Annotated in this window: 22 protein-coding genes; 16 read left to right on the forward strand and 6 right to left on the reverse strand. The window is 52.2% G+C overall.

All coding sequences use genetic code 11. The annotated features are described in order from the left end of the window. Positions 1-463: 463 nt before the first annotated feature. Positions 464-1840 carry a M20/M25/M40 family metallo-hydrolase gene (locus QME66_07575; GenBank protein MDI6808822.1) on the reverse strand — a complete coding sequence of 459 codons (1377 nt, stop codon included), beginning with the start codon at positions 1838-1840 and terminating at the stop codon, positions 464-466. A 251-nt stretch (positions 1841-2091) separates the two neighbouring features. Between QME66_07575 and QME66_07580 the strand changes: the two genes are divergently transcribed. The 6 genes from QME66_07580 to trxB all read left to right on the forward strand — a co-directional run bounded on the left by QME66_07580 (position 2092) and on the right by trxB (position 7596). Next, positions 2092-2751, forward strand: a complete 660-nt coding sequence (locus QME66_07580; GenBank protein MDI6808823.1) for a deoxynucleoside kinase — start codon at positions 2092-2094, stop codon at positions 2749-2751. 21 nt (positions 2752-2772) lie between these two features. Then, the gene (polX, locus tag QME66_07585; protein MDI6808824.1) at positions 2773-4473 is read left to right on the forward strand and encodes a DNA polymerase/3'-5' exonuclease PolX; all 1701 of its coding nucleotides are present in this window, start codon (positions 2773-2775) and stop codon (positions 4471-4473) included. Between the two features lie 117 nt (positions 4474-4590). Then, positions 4591-4809 (forward strand): NifU family protein, encoded by a 219-nt coding sequence (locus QME66_07590; protein ID MDI6808825.1) that lies wholly within the window; start codon positions 4591-4593, stop codon positions 4807-4809. A 538-nt stretch (positions 4810-5347) separates the two neighbouring features. Continuing rightward, the gene (locus tag QME66_07595) at positions 5348-6025 is read left to right on the forward strand and encodes an alanyl-tRNA editing protein (protein MDI6808826.1); all 678 of its coding nucleotides are present in this window, start codon (positions 5348-5350) and stop codon (positions 6023-6025) included. A 302-nt stretch (positions 6026-6327) separates the two neighbouring features. Then, entirely contained in the window at positions 6328-6663 is a 336-nt protein-coding gene (gene trxA, locus QME66_07600) for a thioredoxin (GenBank protein MDI6808827.1), read from the forward strand. Between the two features lie 15 nt (positions 6664-6678). Then, positions 6679-7596 carry a thioredoxin-disulfide reductase gene (gene trxB, locus QME66_07605; GenBank protein ID MDI6808828.1) on the forward strand — a complete coding sequence of 306 codons (918 nt, stop codon included), beginning with the start codon at positions 6679-6681 and terminating at the stop codon, positions 7594-7596. Between the two features lie 121 nt (positions 7597-7717). On the opposite strand, the gene QME66_07610 is transcribed toward trxB, so the two are convergent. From QME66_07610 to QME66_07620, 3 genes are read right to left on the reverse strand one after another with little or no spacing between them, the layout of a single operon-like run. After that, complete coding sequence (locus QME66_07610) at positions 7718-8452, reverse strand: hypothetical protein (protein MDI6808829.1); 735 nt, start codon at positions 8450-8452, stop codon at positions 7718-7720. Further along, positions 8449-9099 (reverse strand): zf-HC2 domain-containing protein, encoded by a 651-nt coding sequence (locus QME66_07615; protein ID MDI6808830.1) that lies wholly within the window; start codon positions 9097-9099, stop codon positions 8449-8451. Before QME66_07615 ends, QME66_07610 begins: the two co-directional genes overlap by 4 nt. Next, entirely contained in the window at positions 9096-9803 is a 708-nt protein-coding gene (locus QME66_07620) for an RNA polymerase sigma factor (GenBank protein ID MDI6808831.1), read from the reverse strand. Before QME66_07620 ends, QME66_07615 begins: the two co-directional genes overlap by 4 nt. Before the next feature lie 131 nt (positions 9804-9934). Here QME66_07620 and QME66_07625 point away from each other — a divergent pair, with 131 nt between their 5' ends. The 5 genes from QME66_07625 to QME66_07645 all read left to right on the forward strand — a co-directional run bounded on the left by QME66_07625 (position 9935) and on the right by QME66_07645 (position 15344). Beyond that, a complete protein-coding gene (locus QME66_07625) occupies positions 9935-10840 on the forward strand; it encodes a hypothetical protein (GenBank protein ID MDI6808832.1) in 906 nt (301 codons plus the stop codon). Between the two features lie 22 nt (positions 10841-10862). After that, complete coding sequence (locus QME66_07630) at positions 10863-11828, forward strand: ROK family protein (protein MDI6808833.1); 966 nt, start codon at positions 10863-10865, stop codon at positions 11826-11828. A 62-nt stretch (positions 11829-11890) separates the two neighbouring features. After that, positions 11891-12820, forward strand: a complete 930-nt coding sequence (locus tag QME66_07635) for a histone deacetylase (protein ID MDI6808834.1) — start codon at positions 11891-11893, stop codon at positions 12818-12820. Next, the gene (locus QME66_07640) at positions 12804-13646 is read left to right on the forward strand and encodes an MBL fold metallo-hydrolase (GenBank protein MDI6808835.1); all 843 of its coding nucleotides are present in this window, start codon (positions 12804-12806) and stop codon (positions 13644-13646) included. The genes QME66_07635 and QME66_07640 overlap by 17 nt, the downstream gene beginning before the upstream one ends. A gap of 90 nt (positions 13647-13736) precedes the next feature. Continuing rightward, the gene (locus tag QME66_07645; GenBank protein MDI6808836.1) at positions 13737-15344 is read left to right on the forward strand and encodes an amidohydrolase; all 1608 of its coding nucleotides are present in this window, start codon (positions 13737-13739) and stop codon (positions 15342-15344) included. A 209-nt stretch (positions 15345-15553) separates the two neighbouring features. Here the strand turns inward: QME66_07645 and QME66_07650 are convergent, their stop codons facing one another. Both QME66_07650 and QME66_07655 read right to left on the reverse strand, forming a co-directional pair. Then, complete coding sequence (locus QME66_07650) at positions 15554-16969, reverse strand: glycosyltransferase (GenBank protein ID MDI6808837.1); 1416 nt, start codon at positions 16967-16969, stop codon at positions 15554-15556. After that, positions 16966-18183, reverse strand: a complete 1218-nt coding sequence (locus QME66_07655; GenBank protein ID MDI6808838.1) for a glycosyltransferase — start codon at positions 18181-18183, stop codon at positions 16966-16968. Before QME66_07655 ends, QME66_07650 begins: the two co-directional genes overlap by 4 nt. Positions 18184-18379: 196 nt before the next feature. Between QME66_07655 and moaA the strand changes: the two genes are divergently transcribed. The 5 genes from moaA to QME66_07680 all read left to right on the forward strand — a co-directional run bounded on the left by moaA (position 18380) and on the right by QME66_07680 (position 23462). Then, entirely contained in the window at positions 18380-19354 is a 975-nt protein-coding gene (gene moaA / locus QME66_07660; GenBank protein MDI6808839.1) for a GTP 3',8-cyclase MoaA, read from the forward strand. 221 nt (positions 19355-19575) lie between these two features. After that, complete coding sequence (locus QME66_07665) at positions 19576-19827, forward strand: hypothetical protein (GenBank protein ID MDI6808840.1); 252 nt, start codon at positions 19576-19578, stop codon at positions 19825-19827. Positions 19828-19930: 103 nt separating this feature from the next. Continuing rightward, complete coding sequence (locus QME66_07670; protein MDI6808841.1) at positions 19931-21220, forward strand: nodulation protein NfeD; 1290 nt, start codon at positions 19931-19933, stop codon at positions 21218-21220. A gap of 14 nt (positions 21221-21234) precedes the next feature. Then, positions 21235-22113 carry an SPFH domain-containing protein gene (locus QME66_07675; protein ID MDI6808842.1) on the forward strand — a complete coding sequence of 293 codons (879 nt, stop codon included), beginning with the start codon at positions 21235-21237 and terminating at the stop codon, positions 22111-22113. A 50-nt stretch (positions 22114-22163) separates the two neighbouring features. Beyond that, positions 22164-23462: an amino acid permease gene (locus QME66_07680; protein ID MDI6808843.1), complete on the forward strand. Its 1299-nt coding sequence runs from the start codon at positions 22164-22166 to the stop codon at positions 23460-23462. Positions 23463-23494: the final 32 nt, after the last annotated feature.

A 23494-nucleotide genomic window follows, 5' to 3' on the forward strand; every position in this document is an offset into this window, starting at 1 on the left:
CGAAAAAACGGGAATTCTAATTGTCGCCAACGGGAAAAACAATTGACGTTCAACAATACTTAGTCAGCTAACCCAATTGGACTGAATGCTTGAAATCACCCTCCGCAAGACTCTGCCTGACCTTCCCCGACCCGGCAAGCTCTTCTTCCACTGAGCCCAAAGTGCTCCATGACCTCAACGATCGCCTCCCGCTTGTGGTGTAGAGAGTCTGGAAACGCCTGACGTCGTGAGCACACACTCCTCTACCAGGTGCCCATCCGCTGCTTCCACACGCTCCTGGCGGAATGCGAAGATACCAACTGTCCGGTGACTGTGGGGCGGGAAGAGGCGACAAGACACGGGGGAGTATATGATCCGTCCGGCCTTTTTGGCCTTTTTTGTCGGTTGTCGCGTTGCAATCAGCCAATTGACAATCGAACAACTCCATGCTGGGTCGGGGGGTGTGGCTGGGCTTAATCGGAGCCTATTGCCGAGCACCTGCGATGCTTGTCACCAGCGTGTAGAGAAGCAGCAGTCCCGAATAGAATGACTTCAGTGACACCCTTTCGTCGTTGCCGTGCATCCTTCCCAGGTCATCTTCGGTGAGGGGAAATGGGAGAATTCCGTAGGCCTGCATCCCCTTTTTTCTCAATGCTCTTGAATCTGTTGCCCCGGCTGACAAAAATGGAACTACTTCCGCCCCTGGAAATATCTTCTTTGACGCTTCAACGATCTTGGCGAAAAACTCATTCTGGAAAGAAGAGCCTTCGGATTCACCTTGCTCAGGTTTCTTGTATTCGATCTTCACTCTATTGTCCCGAACCACGTTCTCCAGCTCCGAGACAAACTCCTCAATAGTCTCGCCCGGGAGAAGCCTCACATTGAGATGCGCCTCGCAGGATGAAGGAATCACATTCGCGCGGATGCCGGCCCTCAGAATCGTAGGGGAGACTGTATTCCTCATGACAGCGTTCAGCATGAGATTTTTTGAGACCCTTCTCGAACAGAATCCTCCAATCATTGGTGTTTTCAGATTCTTGAGGTAGAAGCTGGCGGGAAACTTCTCTTTCTTGGCAAGCCCGTTGAAGAAAACTCTTGCCGCTGGATTCAGCTTGACCTTGGTTTCGTATTTGGAAATCCTGGAAAGCGCGGTCGAAAGAATGGAGATGCAGTTGTCCGGCCTTGGCATTGACGCATGTCCGCCGTGTCCTTCCACCGTGAGTTTTACATTGTAGGGGACTTTCTCAGTTGTCTGCACTGCGACGTATCTCACCTTTCCGCCCGATTCCATCACTCGTCCGCCCTCGTTAATCGCCACTTCTGCATCTATTTTCTGGAAATGATTCTTGACTATCCAATTTATCCCAAACCGTCCGCCTGCTTCCTCATCGGCCTCTGCCACGAATACAATGTCTCTATCCAAAGGAATGTTGTGCCGCCTGACAAGGAGCATTATCTCTGTTTCGACGGCCGTCATTCCCTTGTCATCAATTGCGCCCCTACCGTAAAGGTAATCTTCTTTTATCTGGCCCGAGAACGGTTCTAAGCTCCACTTTTCTCTCTCAACGCCCACGACATCCGTGTGCGAAAGAAGAAGAATCGGTCGCTGCTTTCCACTCCCCCTTATCCTCGCAACTATGGTCCCTCTGCCGGAACCGGGCTCCAGGATTTCCGATTCAATCCCTTCTTGTGAAAAGAGCTGATGCAGATACTCTGCAACTTTGGTCTCGTTTCCGGGAGGATTACTGGTATCAATTCTTATGAGATCCTGAAGAATCCGAATCGCCTCTTCATTTGCCCGGCTCCAATCAACAACTTCCTGGCCCAGCGAAGAGTCCGGGTTTCGACTGCCTTTTTCCATGGTTTTCTAGTACCTCCCAACGATTCCCGGCCTGCATCTTCTCAGAAACTGCCGGTCCCGGTCAAAACTCTTGTCTGCCCCGTTGAGCGGCCTCCCGAGGCCCCGGAATTTTTTTTGTAAATACCTTGCCACACCCGCTCGCGTGACTATAATGAGCGTGTCTTTGTATTTTTCTCTCAAAGAAAGTTTTCTCGGTTCTTTCGTGTGCGTTCCAAATAGATTGTAACCATGAATCGGCGAAGGAGGTTCATATGAAGAAGAACTTCTTCCTCGCAATTGCGGGCAACATCGGAGTCGGGAAGACCAATCTTACAAAAGCTCTGAACCAGAAACTCGGCTGGCGATCCTATTATGAACCCGTCGTCAACAATCCATATCTGGAGAACTTCTATAAGGACATGCAAAGGTGGAGCTTCCATCTTCAAATGTTCTTTCTCTCAAGAAGATTCGAAGCGCAGAGGGAGTTCATGTTGATTGAGGAATCGTTCATACAGGACCGGACCATCTATGAGGACGGAGAGGTCTTTGCAAGGACTCTCTATGAGCAGGGCTCCATGACTGAGGTGGACTATGAAAACTACAAATCCCTTTTCGACTTGATGGTAAGCTTCCTGCGTCCTCCGGACATGATCATATATCTTGAGGCCTCGCCCGAAATTCTTCTGGGGAGAATCGAAAACAGGGGGAGAGATTGTGAGAAATCGATAACCATGGAATATCTTTCAAGACTCGACAATGCATACAAGAGGTGGGTCGAGAAAGCCTCGTCGTATTCAAGAATCTATCGAATAGACACCGAGAGAACTAATTTTGTTAAGGACACAGATGCGATTGAATCCCTCGTGGAGATGCTGAGAATGGAGGAACAGAATCTTCCGAGCATCGGGGCCTTGGGTAGCAAGCAATTCTGACGATGAGAAGGTGCAGGAAAAGTGAAGAACCGCGTCCTTTCAGAGCTTTTCGAGCAGATGGCAGATGCTCTCGAGTTCAAGGGAGAGAACCGGTTCAAAGTCAATGCCTATAGAAAGGTGAGCAGAGTTCTTGGAGATCTGCGGGAAGACATTGAGCATGTCCGGAAGGAAGGGAAACTCCTGGAGGTCCCGGGGATAGGGAAGGGCACGGCGGAGAAGATAGAGGAGTACCTCAAGACAGGCCGGATCAGTAAATTCAAAGAAGTAATGGACGGAGTTCCGCCGGGAATTGTTGACCTTCTCTCGATTCAGGGACTCGGGCCGAAAACACTTGCTCTGGCGTACAAAGAGCTGGGCGTAAAGAGCGTCGAAGATCTGGTACGAGTCTCCAAAGACAAGACTCTTGCCTCTCTCCCCGGCATGGGAGAGAAGAAGCTCGACAACATCCTGCGAGGAATCAAACTTCACGCTGCAAGCAAAGAGAGAATCTCGTTAGGTATTGCCCTCCCGATTGTCGAAAAGATTATTGATTCCCTCAAGAAATATAACCCCACGGGAAGAATGTCGCCTGCCGGCTCGCTCAGGCGCATGAAGGAGACAATTGGCGACATAGACATCCTGGTCGAGAGCAGAGAAGGGGAGGAGATCATTGACAGGTTCACTTCTCTCCCCGACGTGCAGGAAGTGCTTGCAAAGGGAGATACAAAGGGAAGCATCATCGTGAGCGAAGGTCTTCAGGTCGATATCCGCGCAGTTCCTCCGGAATCTTTTGGGTCCGCCCTGCAGTACTTTACCGGTTCGAAAGAACACAACGTACATCTGAGGGAAATCGCGAAGAAGATGGGAATGAAAATCAGCGAATATGGAATCTTCAAGGGGGACAAGAGTATTGGTGGCAGAGCAGAAGAAGACATCTATGAGGGACTTGGCCTCGAATTGATGCCGCCTGAATTGAGGGAAGACTCGGGAGAAATAGAAGCTTCCGGACAGGGGAGTCTTCCTCGTCTCCTTGAGGAGAACGACATAAAAGGTGATCTCCATGTTCATTCTGCATACAGTGATGGATTCAATACGATCGAAGAAGTGGTACTCGCCGGAAAGCGCATGGGCTATTCCTATCTGGCAATATGCGACCACACAAAATCTGCCGCTTATGCCGGAGGCCTTTCTGAGGAACGGCTCTCCAAACAGATGGCAGAGATTGACGGGCTGCGGAAGAGGATTTCCGGCATACGAATTCTGAAAGGAGCGGAGGTTGACATAAAAGCCGATGGGAGCTTGGACCTTCCGGATTCCATACTGGAGAAACTTGACGTCGTGGTTGCTGCGATACACAGCGGCTTCAGGAAGAATGTCACCGAGAGAATTGTTAAAGCCATGAGGAATCCATTTGTTCGCATAATTGCGCACCCGACCGGGAGGCTGATTTCAAAGAGAGAGGGGTACGACGTAGATCTTGAAAGAGTATTGGAGGAAGCGCGGAAAACCGGAACTGCTCTTGAAATAAATGCCTACTATGATCGGTTAGACTTAAATGATGGGAACGCAAGGCGTGCAAAAGAGCTGGGGGTGAAGCTGGCAATCGGCACAGATTCGCACAATACGGAACAGCTCTGGATGATGAAACTCGGCGTTTCCGTCGCGCGAAGGGCATGGCTCGAGAAATCCGATGTCCTGAATGCTTCCAGCAGGCTGGAGTCGAGAAAGAGGAAATCATCTTGACAGGCGCTATTGGGACGTGGTAAGATACAGACCAAGAGAACAAGAGATGTAATTGTTTGACATGTAGAGAGTTGTGGTGGAAGGTTTAGATGTTACTTTAGAGAAAGCGAGGAGTACATGCAGGAGAAAGTCGAACAGGCCTTGCGCGAGATTAGACCTTCGCTTCAAGCCGACGGCGGGGACATAGAGCTGGTTGATGTAGTTGACGGAGTGGTTCGGGTCAGACTTCTGGGGGCTTGTGGCTGCTGCCCCTTCTCCCAGATGACGTTGAAAGCAGGCGTCGAGAGAGTGCTGAAAGAGAGAGTACCAGAGGTAAAAGCAGTGGAGTCCCTCTAGGAAGAGCCGCAGTCAGTCGGGTTTCTGCAGGCTTTTTACTCCAACCTCTCCAGGCATAAAGTACTTCCTGAGAAGAAGTCGCTAGTTCTGGAACTTTGAGAATGTTGCGGGGTAGCTAGACTAGGCAGGCAAGCCCTGCCAAAAAGGTTCCCTGTTACTCGCGTAGTTCCACGACACACGGCCGGCAGCGATTGCCGGGCATCCCTTTTTCGTGTGGTCTATGGGATACGGTTTTAACGGGGAACCTTTTTGTTGATCCAAGGACCATGGGCTCAGCACATTGCCTCACGCCATGGTCTCAACTTCACAAGAGTATCCTGGTATGATGGACAGTTGCAAGAACAATCTTCCGTGCAGCCTGCTCCGAGTTTCACGGCCCCGGGACGCGGAATCGTGCGTGACGGTAACCCGGCAATATTGTTTGCCCCTTCTTGTTGACAAAGCGAGTTTCTGTGATGCAAAGTTCAACCGGGTCTGATGACCTGACAGAACACATATGATCCAGCACACTGAAAGACTTTTTTGGCAGGATCCGTACATGAAGGAGTTTGAGGCAAAAGTGCTCCTTGTCCGGGAAACCCCGGGCGGAGCCGAAGTTCTTCTCGACAGGACCGCCTTCTATCCTTCCTCCGGCGGACAGCCCTCTGACACCGGTTTTCTTGACGGGATAAGAGTCATCGAAGCAATAGAAAAAGAAGAAGAAATATTCCATGCCATTGAAGGTTCGCTTGAACCCGGCAAGGCAGTCCGCGGCACGGTGGATTGGGACAGGCGTTTCGATCTCATGCAGCAGCACACGGGGCAGCACGTTCTTTCTCAGGCGTTTCTGGCGGAGAACGTCGGTGAGACTCTTTCCGTGCATATCGGGTTCGAGAGCTCGAATCTGGAGCTTTCCGCTCAGGAGGCAAGCGACGAAATACTCGATTCCGTTGAAAAGGCTGCCAATGCGATAGTCGAAGAGTGCAGACCCGTCAAGACCTATTTCGTCACGCCGGAGGAACTTGAAGCTCTTCCTCTGAGAAAGCCGGCCGTCTCTCACGACAGGATAAGAATAGTGGAAAGAGATTTTCCTGATCTCTCCTGCCGGATTCGGGGAGAATCTGGCGAAGATTCTGGAGACCCGTGTCAAGCAGGTCGGGGGGAACGGCGGTGGAAAAAAAGGAAATTTCCAGGGATTCGTTCCAAGCCCGGTCGATCTCCCGGCCTTTCTTTCTGATGTGGAGAAAGAGATCATCAGGGTTATCGGTTCATGAGGATAGTCTGAAACTCTCTTCGTCTTACGCCTTGATTCGCGAACCTGCCGCCCGGTATCACAGATTCCGGGGATTGATGAGCACGAATTGCAGAAAAGTGTGGAAACAGAACCGGGAACTGTGTAAAATGAACATGACTGCCACAACACTCGCAGGTGCTTTTCTCTAGTAATCACTCTGTGCTCGGGAAAGCAGCCGATTGCCAATACCGGCGACGGTGGGCCCGTTTTTCCGGGAATGCAAAGCAATGATGGGAGGTACCTACATGGAAACATGGAAGCCCGTAGCTGTTGACGACAAGAATTTCGAATCTGAGGTTCTCAAATCTGATATCCCTGTCCTGGTTGATTTCTGGGCTCCATGGTGCGCTCCGTGCAGAATGATTGCACCCGTTGTTGAAGAACTTGCCCAGGAGATGAAGGGTAAAATCAAGGTTGGAAAGATCAACGTTGACGAGAATGCATTGACAGCGTCCAAGTATGGCGTGCGTGGAATCCCGACTCTTCTGCTTTTCAAGGGAGGCGAGATCGCTGCTCAGAAAGTCGGCGCTGCATCCAAAGTCGAGCTTGTGAAGATGGTTGAGCAAGCTCTTGGCTCGTAAGGGGAATGTCAGCCCGTGAATAAATATGACATGGTTATCGCAGGCGGGGGGCCCGCAGGACTTACTGCAGCCACTTACGCATCCAGGGCAAAATTGAGCGTGCTCGTTGCAGAGAAACTGGCTCCCGGCGGACAGGTTCTTCTTACTGAACGAATCGAAAACTACCCGGGATTCGAGTCGATTCCGGGCTACGAACTCGCGGAGAAGATGGAGCATCAAGCCAGAGGATTCGGAGCCGAGATAGTGACTGAGACGGTCAGCGCCGCCAGGAAGGATGGCTCAAGGGTTTTGGTCACGACCGAGACAAGGGAAATCGAAGCCGGATGCATGATTGCCGCGACCGGCACCGAGCCCAGGGTGCTCGGCGTCCCTGGTGAGAAGGAGCTCAGAGGAAAAGGAGTCTCATACTGCGCCACATGTGACGGGCCGTTTTTTGCAGGGAAGAAAATCGCGGTATTGGGCGGCGGAAACTCTGCGGTCGAAGAAGGAATCTATTTGACGAAATTCGCAGAGCAGGTTTTTCTGATTCATAGACGTGACAAGCTGAGAGCCGTGAGGCTTCTTCAGGAACGGGCTCTGGCGAACAAAAAGATCGCCTTCCTCTGGGATTCGGTATTGGAAGAAGTGGAGGGCAACAACTCGGTTTCTCAGGTGAGGCTGAAGAACCTGAAGACAGGTGAAAGGACAGAGCTCAAGGTTGACGGCGTTTTCATATATGCAGGCATGCTGCCAAGAGGCGATTTCCTGCCCGAGTCGGTCCGGAAGGATGAGGCAGGATATATTGTCACAGATGACAAAATGGAGACATCCGAAAAAGGGATCTTTGCCGCGGGAGACGTGCGGCAGAAACTTGTGAGACAGATAGCTACAGCCGTCGGAGACGGTACGATGGCGGCTGTTGCCGCAGGAAAGTACCTGGAGGAAGAGACGTAGTCCGCTCAAGCTGATCGCTCATTGCCTATAGAAAAGCGCAGGGGCTCAAGATGGAACTTGAGCCCCTGTTTTTTCGGCCTCGGAACACGGAAAGGTACGGCCGGAAGGCTCCGGGACAGCTTTATGGTCTTTTCGTAGACCGGCCTCTGGGACCGGGAACCGCATTCCTGCCTCTTACTCTTTCTATCGTCTGCCTCATTTCCCGCTCGAACTGCTCGTTGAAGATGATGAACTTTGCCTGCTCGTACGGTGCAAGAATCGCTTTCAATTCTTTCAGCTCGTCCTTCTTGAGTTGGTCCATTGAGGAACCGTTTACTTCAAGGGCATCGAGTGTCTCCTTGAGCTTCGCATCCGAAGGAGACTGGTCGTTGGCCAGGTCCCGCAGTGCGGTCAAGAGTTTTCTCCTCTCTATCCCAAGCGCCGCCCTCTTGTCGTTATACTTGTTCAGAACGGGAAAGAGCTTTGCACCTTTCTCTTCTGTGAGGTTGAGTTCCTCAGTGAGTCTCCACATCCTCATAGTCTCAATTTTCCTGTGAACCCTTTCCATGCGCTCAGGAACGGTTGGCGGGCCGGGAGGCGATGCTGCAGGGACCGCAAAGATCCCTGCCCCTCCCATATTGAGAGCCATGCAAGGAGGAAATGGGGCAGCAAGTTCGTCCATCCAATCTTCATCGATGTCGGGAGCGGCATCCGGAGGAAACGCGCCAGGCGGTCCGTAGATCCCGGGCTCCGGATCGTTGGGATTGTCTGGAGCCGGGGCCGGCGGAAAAGCGTATGAATTCTGTGATACGAAAACCAGTCCAATGATGAAGATCGAAACACAGAAGAACAGAAAACGAATCGAATTCCCTTTCATGACTGACTCCTCCCTATAGAAGGTCCGACTTTCTTGAGCTCATCCTCAAGCTTGGAGAGCTCGCTGGTGCTCAACGTGGTGAGACTCGTAACAAACTCCGGCGAAGAGTTCTCGATGGCATAAAGGAGAGTCTCGCCGCCATCTTCCTGAAGGGTGGTCTCAAAGGCCGACGTCAGATCCTGAGAGAGCTTAGCCAGCTCTTCCTCCGAAAGTGAGTAGACTGAAATACGGCTATCCTCATTTTCGAAGAGGAGCTGTTCTTTCGGGAAGTCATTCCGGAGATCTCCAATCCTGGGGAAAAAGACTAAGGCGACTGCGACAAGAATGACAGCAGAGGCGCCTGAAACCACGTACACGAGTCTCCTCAGATCAGGAAACAACAATCCGCGAATACGTTCTGCCAAGCCCGATGTCTCTTCTTTGCAATCAAGTTCTGCCAAAACAGCCGAATGGAAACTACTCCAGTATTTATCGCCGGGATCCGGAAGCGGTCTGGAGAGCGAAGAAAGAACCTTGCGCAAGGATTCAAGTTCCCCGGCACAAGCGGCACAAGATGAGAGATGTGCGCTTACTTCCTGAGCATCTCCCTTCTCAAGTTGTCCTTCTTCGTAACTCAGAAGAAGCTCTTTTACTTTCTTGCATTTCATTTCGTCTCCCCCATACCGGAGACCTGCCCTTCCTTCTCCCTTTCTTCCCAAAGTGCCCTGAGTTTCCTCACGGCGTGATGATAATTAACTTTTACTGCTCCTTCACGGGTGTTGAGAATCTTTGCGATTTCCTTGTAGCTTAATCCCTTGTCGGCTCTCAGTATCAAAGCTGCCCTCTGTTTCTCGGGAAGTTTCATTGCCTCACTCCAGACAAACGACAGTGTATCTTCACCTGAGAGTCTCTCCAGGGTGGCGGGCTCTTCGACCAGCGACTCGGGCGCAAGCTCTGATTTCCTTTTTCTCGCCCTGTCCCGCCAGTAATTCTTCGTCAGATTGATTGCAATTTGATAGAGCCATGTCTTGAAGCTTGACTCCTCCTTGAAGCCCGACAGTGCCATGTACGCCCTGACGAACACCGATTGAGCAAGATCCGAAGCTTCATCGTGGTCTCCAACCGCCTTGAGACAAAGGAAGTAGATGACCCGCTCGTATCTGAGAACAAGCTCACCGAAGGCCTCTTTATCTCCCTTCTTTGACCTCGAGAGGAGCTCGCTATCGGATGTCACCTGTTTCTCCAGATTCCTACCTTTTGACACCTCAGGGAAAAGAAGGTAAAATGGCTTTTCCCCCATGCCGTGGATCAGACCTTTTCCTTTGACATGGCCTCTCTTCCAGTGATAGCTTCGACAAGGTTTCTCGATCAAGAACCGCCCCCATGTCAAGTAGAATCTCTCTCATCCTATGTTCTTTGTTGAGCCTGACAGGCATAGCGCGAAGCGCATCTGCTCTTTGGGTAAACATCCCTTCTCGTACGACGACCATACACGACCAGAGGATGAGCCCATATCTATGCGCGATAGATCCCGACAATAATCTCTGGTTCATCACTTCCGCGGCCTCGGGCTACGGCTCGCACAACGGACTTCTCAAGCTGACTCACGGAGAGACAACCGCCGTTCTTGTCGACGAATTCCCGCTTGGCTCCCTCGTTGTCGAGCTGACGGGCATAGCCGTGCTCGCACGGGATGTTTTCGTCTCCGCAAGAGTTGCCGACGGAGGTTCATACATTATCAGATATCGGTCCGGATCCAGGGACGAAAGAGAGCTTTTCCCGAAGAGCGGCCAAACTGGCTATGAGACTGCTTTCTGGGGAATTGATGTTACAACTCGGGGATACCTCTTTGCAGGTGTGACGGCGCCTGGGGGCTCTGGACTGCGAGAATTCGACTTCACGGAGAGGGGGAGAGACGGTGCCGAAGTCCTGCCCCGCCCGCAGGGATTGGCACCAGGGGGGGCTGTAAAGGACATCAGCGTTCTCCGGGGGAGAGACTACAACCTTCCCGGGAGCTTCATTCTCTCGTCGTGCGCCGGATCAGGAGTATGCATGTGGCGCGGCGGCACGGCATTGGACCCTTCGGGCTATGTGGCAGAACCGAACCTCGTGCTTACCGGCTCGTTCTCTCCGAACGGCGTTGTCCTTGACCCGGTGGGAAATTTCTTCGCGTGCTGTAGCGGCGGCGGAAACGTGTGGGCTCGCTTCTTCAATGCATTCGGCCACCTACTGGAGATGTTTCCCGATCCCGGCTTCGAGAGTCCGTCGGATGTGGCACTCACGAAGGGCGGAGATTTCCTTTATGTCATCGACCAGAAGGCAAGAAAGATATTCTTCTTTGAATACCCGGTGGCCATTGAGCCCGTGTCTTGGGGCAGCATCAAGGCACTCTTCAAGCAGGCAAACTGAGAGTCAGAGGGGGTGATTGCGGTTGAAGGCTCGCCTTGCAATAGGTATAGACCTTGGCGGGACCACGTTGAGGGGCGGAATCTTTGATGAGACCGGGAATGTCCGCTTTGCGAAAGCGATGCCTGTTGAGGCCGGCAAGGGGAAAGATGCAATTCTCGGAAAGATTTTTGGTCTTACAAGTGAGTTGGTGAAGAAAGGCAATGGGAAGGTTCTGGGAATTGGTGTCGGAAGTCCCGGGACAGTTGACTTCCCTTCCGGAAAGATTCTTGGCGCATCCCCTAATCTTCCCGGGTGGTGCAATATCCCGCTCAAGAGTTTTCTTGAGAGACGCTTCTCAATCCCCGTCTATGTTGACAATGATGCAAACGCCGCAACTCTGGGTGAAGCGATGCTTGGCGCAGGGAAAGGGCACTCGAATTTCATGATGGTCACCCTTGGAACAGGCATTGGCGGCGGACTATTTCTCGACGGGAAACTCTTCAGGGGAAGTCTCTCAGGAGCCGGGGAAATCGGGCACATGACACTTAGCCCGTCCGGACCGATCTGCGGGTGCGGCGGCCGGGGGTGCCTTGAGAGCTTTTCTTCTGCGACGGCGATAGGAAAACGGGCGGAGAATCTTATCATTGCGGGGGTCAAAACAAAAATCGGAACTCCGGCAGATGTCAATCGCAAGAGAATCAGCGCCAAGACTGTTTTTGACAGGGCAAAGAGGGGAGATAGAATCGCAGTTTCGATCGTAGATGAAGCTATGCTCTTCCTTGGCGCGGCTATAGGCTCCATCTCAAATCTCATCGATCCTGACGCCATTGTCCTGGGCGGCGGAATGTCCCTGGCCGGTGATTTTCTTCTCGAAAGGGTAAGGCGCTATTCGATTCTTTTTACTCTTCCAACAATCGGAAGCAGAGTTGAGATAAAACTCTCCAGGCTGAGGGACGATGCAGGTGTCCTGGGCGCCGGGCTCCTGGTTTTTGAAAACCTGAGAAGGTAAGTCTCCAGAACACGGCTCGCCTTGAGGCCGTAGATGGCACTTGAATTCATGAGTTTGGCGGCATGACCAAGCGAAGAATAAAGATAGTCTATTCAGATGCCTATGAAGTCGATATTGGTCCCCATGTTTTCGCAACACAAAAATACCGTCTGATCAAGAGTCTGCTCATTGAAGAGAAAGTGGCTTCGGAAGGGGATTTCGTGTCTCCGGAGCCGGCCACAGATGATGACGTACTTCTCGTTCACACGAAGGGATACGTCGAGAAACTCAAGAACGGGACCCTTTCGACGAAAGACATTCTTGTCCTCGAGCTCCCCTATTCAAAAGAACTTGTCTCAGCTTCGTGGCTTGGAGCAGGAGGGACAATTCTCTCGTTCAAGAATGCCATTGAGCACGGCGTCGGAATTCATCTCGGCGGCGGATTTCACCATGCCTTCCCGGACGACGGCGAAGGTTTCTGCGTTCTGAACGACATAGCCATAGGCATAAAGAGGCTCCTCAAGGACGGGGACATCCGGAGAGCGATTGTTGTTGACTGCGACCTCCACCAGGGAAACGGCACCGCGTACATATTCCGGGAAGCCCCGAACGTTTTCACCTTCTCAATACATCAGGAAGACAACTATCCGATGATGAAACCGTCGAGCGACCTTGATGTGGGGCTTCGCGATGGAACAGGGGGGGCAGAGTATCTGGCAGTACTCCGCGAGAGAATTCCCGCGATTCTGGACAGCATCAAACCCGAGCTGATAGTGTACGTGGGCGGCGCGGACCCATACATGAGAGACCAGCTTGGCGCGCTCAAACTGACCATACAAGACCTGATGACGAGGGATTTTCTCATCTATTCGATGGCGAGAGAAAGGAACATCCCCGTCTCTCTTCTTCTTGCAGGCGGCTATGCCTACGATACGATGGACACGGTGATAATACACTCTAACTCGGTGAGGGTATTCCTCGGAAAGGCAGCCATCGATGAAAAGAAAGCTTAAGGTCGGGAGATTCGAGCTGACTATTCTCTCAGACGGGCATTTCATGGGAGATTGCGGGACTTTCTTCGGAATCGTGCCGAAGGCTCTGTGGAAATTGAAAGTGTCTCCCGATGAAGACAATCTAATGCCGATTGCGCTGAACCCACTCCTTATCAGGACTCCGGACAAGAACATTCTTGTTGATACTGGGGTCGGCGATAAGTTCTCCGAAGACGACAAGCACAAGAGAATATGGCGCATTGAGAAGTCAAACTCAGTCTCTGCGTCTCTCGCGAGTGAGCGACTCACCGCGGAATCAATCGATTTCGTGATACTCACTCACCTTCACTTTGACCACGCAGGCGGAAATACGATGCTGAACGGCGGAAAACTCAAGCCTGTTTTCCGGAATGCGACCTATCTTGCGCAAAGGGAAGAGTGGGCGGCTGCCCGATTCCCTGGCCTTCTCGGCAAAAGTTCATATTTTCCAGAGAATCTCCTGCCTCTTGAGGAGGCAGGCCAGCTCAAGCTCCTGGAAGGAGACTCACTGATACTGCCGGGTATAAGAGTTGTCCTGACCGGCGGCCATACGCGCGGCCACCAGATTGTGCTGATTGAATCCGATGGAGAGAAGGCGATTGTCCCGGGCGATATTGCCCCGACCTCGATGCATACCAAACCGACCTGGAATACGGCATTTGACATCGATCCAACCACGACCTGTGTCATGAAGGAAAGGTATCTGGGACTGGCCAGGGAGCAGAAATCACCTGTTGTCTTCTACCACGACACGAAGATCGGATTTGGACGATTCGGACTGAAGTGGGACATTGAAGAAATCCCATGAAGACGTTCGATGCGATTGGTCTCGGATACACGTGCAGGGACCTGATGGGCGCCACGGAAATGTCTTGCAGCAGAGAGAACGGGTGAACGGATGAGCTCGACGAGCGGTTTCCCAAGGACTGTGCTCTACAACTGCAATGTGTGGTGTGGTAACAAATACTCGAAGGCTCTTTCGGTCAACCGGGGACTCATAGAGCATGTTGGCAGCAAGGAGAAACTCAAAGCGCTGACCGGCAGATCAACGCTCTGGGTTGATCTTGAGGGAGCAACAGTGATGCCGGGGTTTGTTGACTCTCACATTCATCTTGATGGTCTCTCCAGAGAAGGGACGTCGGTTAAGCTTAAAGGCACGTCATCACCTGAGGAAGTGGTCTCAAGGCTCAAACCCTTTGCCCGCAAGGTCCGCCCCGGGGGCTGGCTTCTTGGGAGGGGCTGGGATTCGAATATGTGGAGCTCCCGGCCGTCGCTGGACCTTCTCGATGGAATCAGAAGCGATATCCATGTCGCCCTGGTGAGTAACGACGGTCATTCTGTCTGGGGCAACTCAAAGGCCCTTAGAAAGGCAGAAGTTTCGGCCAAGAGGTCGCGGGCTTCGGGATTTGTTGTGGAAAAAATAGGCAGGAAAGCGACGGGAGTCTTGAAAGAGAATGCAGCTGAGTCTCTTCTCTCCGTCGTCCGAAAAGAAATGCCCCTCGACGAGGATTCAATCAGGAAGACCCTGTTCAAACTGGCCAAGCTCGGAATAGTCGGCGTTCATGACTTCAGCCAGTCGAATCTGCTTGGTCTTCTGATGAAACTTGAGAGCCAGGGTAAACTCCCGGTAAGGGTGCGGTCTTTTCTCCCGTTGAACATGCTTCCTCTTCTAAGCTCCCTCGAGATCACCTCCGGATTCGGATCCAACCTTGTCAGGATAATGGGAGTGAAGGCATTCATTGACGGCTCGCTCACCTCGCGGACAGCTCTCATGATCAGTCCGTATGAGGGTCTCAAAAGGGAAAAAGGCGTGCTTACGATCAGCATGGCGGAACTTCTCGGAACAATGCGGGCTGCGTTTCTTTCCCGCGTCATGTATTCCGTCCATGCCATCGGAGACATGGCCAACAGGATGGCTCTTGACTCATATGAGAAGGTACGGTTGGAGCTCGGCACGAAGGCGCGGAACTTGTTCAGAGTGGAACATGCGCAGCTTCTCGATCCGAAGGACATTCCGAGATTCGGAAGGCTGGGAGTCTTCAGCTCGATGCAGCCCGTGCATGCAGTTTCTGATATGGAGACGGCGGAACTCCTTTGGGGCAAACGTGTGAGGTACTCTTACCCCTGGAATTCACTTCTGAAGAGTAAGGCAAGGCTTGTCTTTGGGTCCGATGCGCCTGTAGAATCACCTGACCCTTTGGTTGGTCTCCACGCGGCGGTGACAAGGCGGAGAAACGGAAGGGAATCATGGGTGAAGGAAGAGTGCATCGATTCGCGGAACGCAGCCCTTGCCTATACGCTTAATCCTGCCGCTCTCGAAGGTGAGGCAGATCTTCGCGGAAGTATTGAGGAAGGTAAGTCTGCGGATCTTGCCGTTCTGTCACGCGACGTGTTGAGGTGCGAGGCGGACAAAATTCCGGACACAAGGGTTCTTGCCACGTTCTCTTCCGGCAAGGTTTCTTTCGTTTCTCCGTTTCTTGAGGGTAAGTTGGCTCAGGGGGCTTGAACAAGCTTGAAGAAATCTCTGAACGATAAGAAGTTCGAGAAGGACCTGCTTGGCTTTCTGCGGCCTCTCTACTCAGCTGCAATGCGGCTGGTGCGAAACAGGTCGTGAAGGAAAAGTGTCGCGAGAAGAGCGTGCCCTGCAATCTCCAGGAAAAAATCAAGAAAATCATTGAGGAATTCTGAAGTCCGTCAGGATGGATTTCGCGGAGTTCAGATGAGAGTCTCAATGACCTCAACAAGCTTGTCGCCTGATTTCGAAAAGTGAAATTCTTCCAGAGCCCCTTCGCGCACCCCGTGGACCAGCTCTCCTTTTGTGAGGAACTCATCGTACCGTCTCTGGATGGCCGCCCTCAATCCCTCGCGGTCGCCCGGTTTTACAACTTCTCCTGCACCGGCTTTGAGTATGATTCTTGCGGGCGCGCTTCCCGGGTTGCACATGGCGAGAACCGGCGTTCCGGAGAATAGATATTCGTAGAGTTTTGCCCGGACCGCCCCTCTGAGTGCCGGATCCTCTCCGCCCTTTGCACTGAGAAGCAACATTCTCGATTCACGCTGGGTCTTCAGCGCATCTTTTCTATTCACGAGACCTCTGTATTCCACAACTTCACCCAGGTTCAGTTCGGAGATGAGTCTGAGTATGAATCTGTTCGGGAGACCAAAGAAAGATAATTTCACTCTTTCTCTGTCGATCTTTCCTTCGCGCAATAGATCTCTCAGCACGATGAAAAGGTCTTCGAAGTTCTTGTCTTCTCCGTAGACTGTTCCAGTATGAGTCAGACTGAAGAATTTTGTTTTTTCACAGCATGGTACTTCGAGGTCTTCAGGATCAAACGCATTCGGGACTATCCATGTCTTTCCACGGAAGGCAGGATATACATCAATGAACTTATCGTGATGTTCACTGCTGACTACGGTGATGGCATCGGCCAGCCTCAGGACTCCCTTCTCAAGCTTTCTGTCGATGGCTCTTCTCATTGCAGGCCTTCCCATGTACTCATCTTGTGCCCATAGGTCTCTCAAATCAGCAATCCACGGCTTGCCCAGTCGTCTCTTAAGAAGATAGCCAATCACATGGTCTGTAAAAGGACTTGATGTGGAGAAAATCAGGTCAATCCGTTCTTTCTCGATGAGCTTCTCTGCACACGAGAGTGCAGACGGAATCCAGCCGGCCTTTCCATCGGGTATCAGGATCCAGTTGACAAGAAAATCTCTGGCAAACTGGCTGAGAAGACCTCTTGGCTTCTGGAGAGCAGTCCGGTTTGCGGATTCAAGCACTGTTCTGCCGTCCGCATCCCCGACTTCTTCTGCCACACTGCTGCCTGCTCTTGGCTGTTCGTTGCCGGAGGGCTCGAATCTCTGAGAGTTCATTGAACCTGCGGTAGTCGTCCGTCCGGCCCTGGCAAGAAAGAGCCTTATTCTGTCTGTTAACGCCGAGCTTCTCACAACGTTCAGCTCCGGCGGGATGATGATTGACTCGTCGGTAATCTCTGATGTTCCTTTTTCCGGGGCGAGGACAAAGACCTCGAAGTTTTTCCTCGATAGGTACTTCGCAAGCTTGAGTGGTCTGATGGCGCCCATGCCTCCAAGGGGAGGAAAGTAATATGCAACGATGAGTAGTCTTCTCATGGCGCGCCCGGATCCGGGGAGCCGGCACCGTGGAGGCGTGGAAACCGGCCGCCGGCCAAGACGGCTTCTTTCAGCACCGAGATAAAGAGCGGAGCGTTCTTCTCTCTTGTGAAGTTCTCTTCGACTCTCTTTCTTCCTGCCAGGCCGAGCGCAGCGGCTCCGTCCCTGTTGCTCGACAGAAGGCTCATCTTGGAAGCCAGGTCCTGAAAGTCTCCGCTCCTGAAAAGAAACCCAGTGATCCCGTCGGTAACCTGCTCGGGATTTCCCCCCTTGTTTGAGGCGATCACCGGAATTGCTCTTGCCATCGCTTCGAGAATCACGAGATTGAAGGCCTCGCTGACCGTCGAGGGGACGACCACTGCATCAACAGACCGGTAAAGCTCATCCAACGATTCCTGGTGGGGCAGAAAGGTCACCTTGCCTGCAATCCCGAGAGCAGATGCTAGAGTCTTGAGTTCACCGGGATAGTCACCGGCGTCTCCCTTGGCAAAAATCGGATCTCCGGCTATCAGAAATCTTGTATCCGGAGCGGACTTGAGAAGCATTGCCCCTGCTCTCAAGAAGAGCTCATGTCCTTTTTCAGGTATGAGCCTTCCAAAAACACCAAATGTCATGGGGCTTTCCCTTCTTTGTCTGAGTGTGGCTTCCGGAGGAACAGCGATCCAACTGTGGACGTAACGTATGCGATTTTCGTCCAGCCCGCCCCTGAGAAGTGGGGCGGCGACCGCCCTGGAAATGCAGATTGCTTTTGCATCCGACCGCTTCAGAAGCATGGAAACGAAGCGCGCCTCGCTCAGACCCATTACCTTCTCGTCAAGAACGGAGTGCACGATTGCGACCAACGGCACCTTGGTGAGCATGGAGGCAATTACGCCGTGTGGAATCGCATAAGTGTGATTTGCGACCAGAAGCGCTATCCTCTCTCTTCTGACCAATCTCGCGAGTCTGAGCCCGAGGGAAACGGACTGAAAGACAAACCCGGCCAGTTTGACCGGGTCAGATGTGACTCCATATTCAAGTCTGGCAGGGAGGATGTGGCACTTGAATCCGGAGCTCTTGAGTCTTTCAGTAAACGGCCCCTCTCCGCCGGTTACCACAGAAACTTCGAAATCGTGCTCAGCCTCGTCAAGGAAGCGGAAAAGAACGTCCTGTCCTCCTCCGATCTTGCTTGCATGTTCGAGAAATGCAATCTTCGGCTTTGCATCGTCCTTCATTGTATTCAGATACTATCTTTCTTATCCGCTCTTAAGCAAGCCCTATGTTGCCGGGAATCGCCCCCGAAGGAGAATCTGGCTCAGTTGACATCCGGTAGGACACAATGTAGCCTGCTATGAGGTCAGGAAAGCGCATCAGATTCACGGATGATTGTGCATTCGTGCCTCACCTGTTTGCATGATGGGAGGAAGATAGTTGGCGCTGTGCGGCAAAAAGGGAAGAGGAATAACGTATCTCCGGATCTCTTTGACTGACAGGTGCAATCTGAGATGCTTCTACTGCCACCCGGAAGGAGGCATAGAACTCAAATCGCATTCATCAATCCTCACTTTTGAAGAGCTGGCCAGAGTCGTCCGTGCAGCAAGACGGCTCGGCATCGAAAAATTCAGATTGACCGGCGGAGAGCCTCTTCTCAGAAAAGACATAGTTGGACTTCTGAGTCTCCTGTCGGAGGCGAAAGGGGGAGGTCGTCTTGCGCTTACAAGCAATGGAGTGCTCCTTGGCGAGATGGCTTACGGCCTCAGGTCGCACGGGCTGGACAGCGTAAACATAAGTCTCGACACTCTTCAGAGGAAGAAGTTTGAAAGGATAACCGGGAGGGATGCACTGGATTCTGTTCTGACAGGCATTTCTCAGTCGGTGCGTGCGGGCCTTGAGGTCAAGATAAACGTGGTCCTGCTGGAAGGATTGAATGATTCGGAGGTTCTTGATTTCGTTTCCCTGGCTGAGAAATTCGGGATTGAGGTGCGGTTTATCGAGCTCATGCCGTTTGGGAGAAACGGCAATGCAATGAGCACGGTGCCCGTGGCACTGGCAAGAAGAGCAGTCGAAGAAGCCCACGTTCTCTTCCCTGAAGAAAGAGAGGGTTCCTCCGGTCCTGCACAAAGCTTCAGGCTAGGAAACGGGCGGGGCAAGGTTGGTTTCATAGCGCCGGTCACGGAAGGATTCTGCGATCAGTGTAATAGATTGAGGCTTACATGCGACGGCAGGTTGAAACCTTGCCTTGCCTGCCGGACATCCGTTGATCTCAGGTCCGCCTTGAGAAGTTCCACCGTGGACGATGAGATCGAGCGGCTTTTCATCTCCGCCGCAGACTTGAAGCCGGACGGAAGCTTCCTGGAAAAGGCCGGCGCTCTTCTTGGAGTGGAGATGAGAGAGAGCGGCGGCTGAGGGTTCGATGCTGTTCCGGGCTTTCCCAAAGTGGGGCCCGCCAAGAAAGTCTTGACCCAGGCAGATGCCTCTAATAGATTGCCAGGAAGAGACGGGCCTGATAGGTCCGTCTGCAGAGCCCGCTCTGAGGCTTGGTATCTCTTACGTTCTAAGGAGTAACTGATGTGTCCCAGAACTGCCAAGGGACAGAGCCCGGGGCGCTTTCCAAAAGGAGGTGCGGTGTGAAACTCAAAGTCATTCCGTTTGCCATTTCGTCAGGAATTCTGGCTGGAATAGTGATGCTTGCGGCCACTCTTCTGTCGAATGCCACCGCCGGTGGCCAGCACATGATGCTCATGTCAAAGTTTTGCCCGGGCTATTCCGTTTCAGCCGGAGGGAGCGTACTCGGTCTCATCTATGGTATTGTCTATGGGTTTATAGGGGCGGCGATCTTCGCGTCTCTGTACAACTCCTTCGGAAAATTTTCACGATGAGGCAGACGGCCGTAGAACGAAGTTAGATTTAGCCATTGGGAGAGAAAGGAAGTGGCAATCCATGTTCCGACATGCGCGCAGTAGCGTTCTTCTGAGGATTCCCTTGCGAAGGGTTGCCCTCGTTGTTACGGCTCTTCTCGGCCTTGCCCTGGCAGTTCCTCCTCTCCATTCAAAAGAGAATGTGCCCTACGTGGGAGTTGTCACCGTAAAAGGTGTAATCGATCCGATAGTGGCACAGTACCTGATCAGGGTGGTCGAGGAAGCGAAAGAAGATAACGCATCCTGCATCATTGTTCAGATTGACACTCCTGGGGGCCTTGATACTTCAATGAGGCAGATAGTCCAGGCCTTCCTGAATTCGAAAATCCCGACAGTGGTCTTTGTTTCTCCAAGAGGAGCAAGAGCTGCATCGGCAGGAGCGTTCATAGCCATGTCTGCCAGTGTGATTGCGATGGCACCAGGCACGAGCATCGGAGCGGCGCATCCCGTTGACATGGAAGGCAAGACTGCAAGTGACAAGATCACGAACGACGCGGCGAGTTACATGAGGTCGATCGCAAAAAGGAGGGGACGGAGTCTCTCCTGGGCAGAAGATGCAGTGAGAAAGAGCATATCGTCCAGCGTCGATGAGGCGATGAGATCCGGTGTGGTTGACCTGAAGTGTGAAGACCTTCCCGCCCTGGTTGACAAGCTCGACGGAATGAAGGTGAAAGCTCTGGATGGGGAAGAGACGATCTCCACCAAGGGACTTCCTATTCGTGACATGAAGATGAGTATGCGGGAGGATTTTCTCCACACGATTTCACATCCCAACCTGGCATATGTACTTTTCATACTTGGAATCTACGGACTAATCTACGAGTTTGCCAACCCCGGTGCCGTCTTGCCGGGGATAGTCGGGTCAATCTGTCTCATTCTTGCCCTCGTCGCTTTTGAGACCCTGCCGCTCAACCTGGCCGGGCTTTTCCTCATAATATTTTCTGTTGTGCTTTTCATAGCTGATATAAAGATTCCTGGACACGGTACACTGACAGTAGGAGGGGTAGTGTCATTCGTGATTGGATCGCTTATGCTGTACGAACCATCTCTTCCGTATTTCAAGGTCTCTCTGAGTCTCATCTTGAGTGTGGCTGTTTTCACCGGGCTCTTCTTCCTTTTCGCCGTGACAAAAGGAATTCGAGCTCAGAAGAGAAAAGTTGTGAGCGGAGTCGAAGGTGTCATAGGAATGAAGGGTGAAGCGAAAAGTGATATTGACAGATCCGGATTTGTTCTCGTGGGCGGAGAACAGTGGAATGCTTTTTCCGAAAGTGGAACTATCAAAGAAGGTGACAGAATCGAGGTTATCGGAAACGACGGCTTGAAGTTGAATGTAAGAAGAATCGGGAATCCATAGGAAAGGAGCAGACGATGCAAAGTATAACACTATCATTTGTCGTAATCCTAATTCTTGCTCTGGCGCTTTTGAAGATGTCCATAAAGATAGTGAACGAGTATCAGAGACTCGTCATATTCCGTCTAGGAAGATGCGTCGGTCAAAGGGGGCCTGGACTCGTTCTTCTTATTCCTATCGTTGACAGGCCTGTGTGGGTTGACCTGCGTGAGCTCTTCCTTTCAATACCTCATCAAACCTGCATAACGAAGGATAACGCACCCATAGCGATTGACTTCCTCATCTACTGGAAAGTTGTTGACCCGACGCTTTCGGTTGTTCAAGTGCGAAACTTTGCAGGAGCATCGCAGGGAATCGCGACCACCACATTGAGAGCGGTTGTGGGAGACATCGTCCTCGATGATGTGCTTGCGAAAAGAGAGCAGATCAATCAGGTTCTGAGAGTCAAGCTGGATGAGGTGACTGAACGGTGGGGAGTCAAAGTAACAACAGTAGAAATAAGGGAGATTGTGCCGCCGTCAGAAGTCCAGGAAGCAATGAACAGACAGATGGGTGCCGAGAGAAATAGAAGGGCTATGGTATTGGAGGCGGACGGAAAGCGTCAAGCCGCCATAACAGTCGCTGAAGGAGACAAGCAGGCGGCGATCCTCAAGGCAGAAGGAGACAGGCAGGCAGCGATACTCAGGGCAGAAGGATTCTCGCTTGCCCTGGAGAGGATTTTCTCCATTGCAAAAGGCATAGACGGAAAAACCATGAGCCTTCAGTATCTTGAAGCGCTCAAGTCCCTTGGAGCAAGTCCGGCTACGAAGTTCATCTTCCCGATGGAGTTCAGTTCGCTCCTCAAGCCATTTGTGGATTTTGCCGGGGAATCGTTCTCGGAGAAAAAGAAGGCTTAAGGAAAATTAGCGGGGCAGCACACAACAGCCGGCATCAGCTGAGAAAAATCCTGGGCCTCTGGGATGGAATCTCCATTTCGGTGGGAGCCGCCATCGGAGCAGGCATCCTCAGAACGCCTGGGACCGTTGCAAATGAGCTCGGTATACCCGAGCTCATTCTTTTTGCCTGGCTTCTTGGGGGATTGATAGCCCTTGTTGATGCTCTTGTCCTTGCCGAGCTCAGTACTCTTTTCCCCTTTGCGGGCGGCTGGTACGTCTATATTGAGAAGGCTTTCGGGAGACTTCCGGCCTTTCTCTACGGCTGGGCTGCGACTCTCATAATCTATCCTGCGAGCGTGGCTGCACTAGGGGTGGTCTTCGGCGAATACCTTGGAGAACTGGCCGGTTTCAATCCGGCATCGGCGAGAGTCTCAGCGGTAGTCGTCATCGCCGTGCTTGCAATTCTGAACTACCTGGGCTTGAAGGAAGGCAAGATTGCTCAGAGAATACTCACGGGCAGCAAGGTGCTCTTCCTCCTCATCTTATCCGCGGCAGTAGTCATTTTCGGAGCAAGGAGAGCAGGTGCAAGCGCAATTGAGACTCAGCATTCGAGCCTGGGTCTCATGGCTTTCGCAGTTGCCCTTCAGTCGATTCTGTGGACATATGCGGGCTATGGGGATGTTGTTACCATGTCCGAAGAGGTGAAAGCTTCTTCCAGGGTTCTTCCTCGTTCGCTCGTGAGATCAACGGTTCTTGTCATCTCAATATATCTTATCCTGAACTTTTCGCTTTTACGAGTTCTGGGAAATCAGGGTGTGGCGAGTTCTGTCTTACCTGCAAGAGATGCTGCTGTCGAAGCCTTCAGCAGCCCCGGGAAGGCAGCCGTCGAACTGATCGCTCTCTTTATCATTCTTGGCGGACTCAATTCGCAGCTCCTGACAGGGCCCAGGGTCGTCTTCGCACTTTCCAGAGCAGGCCTCGCATTCCGGCAACTCAGCAACGTGAACGAGGGCGGAACTCCCAACGCCGCACTACTCCTCGTTTCGGCTCTGGCTATCGGCTATGCAGTCTCGGGCACTTTCGAATCCCTCCTGACTCTCACAATTTTTGTGATCTGGCTATCCGGACTTCTCGTGACTCTATCTCTTTTTGTATTCAGGAAGAGGTTTCCTGACCTCGAACGACCGTTCAAGATTCCGGCTTATCCTTTTCTCCCCGCGCTTTTGGTGCTATTCGCTCTTGTTTTTCTTGCTCTCACATTCCACTCTAGGCCGAGAGAAACAGTATCCGGCATAGTCTTCATAGCCATCGGCGTGCCTTCCTACTTCATCTGGAACAGGGTTCGGAGAAGGGCAAGGGCAGGTGGTTAGGGAATGGCCGGCATATGGAAGTTCGTGCATTC

Source organism: Candidatus Eisenbacteria bacterium, assembly GCA_030017955.1.
In the GTDB taxonomy this organism is placed as follows: domain Bacteria; phylum Eisenbacteria; class RBG-16-71-46; order JASEGR01; family JASEGR01; genus JASEGR01.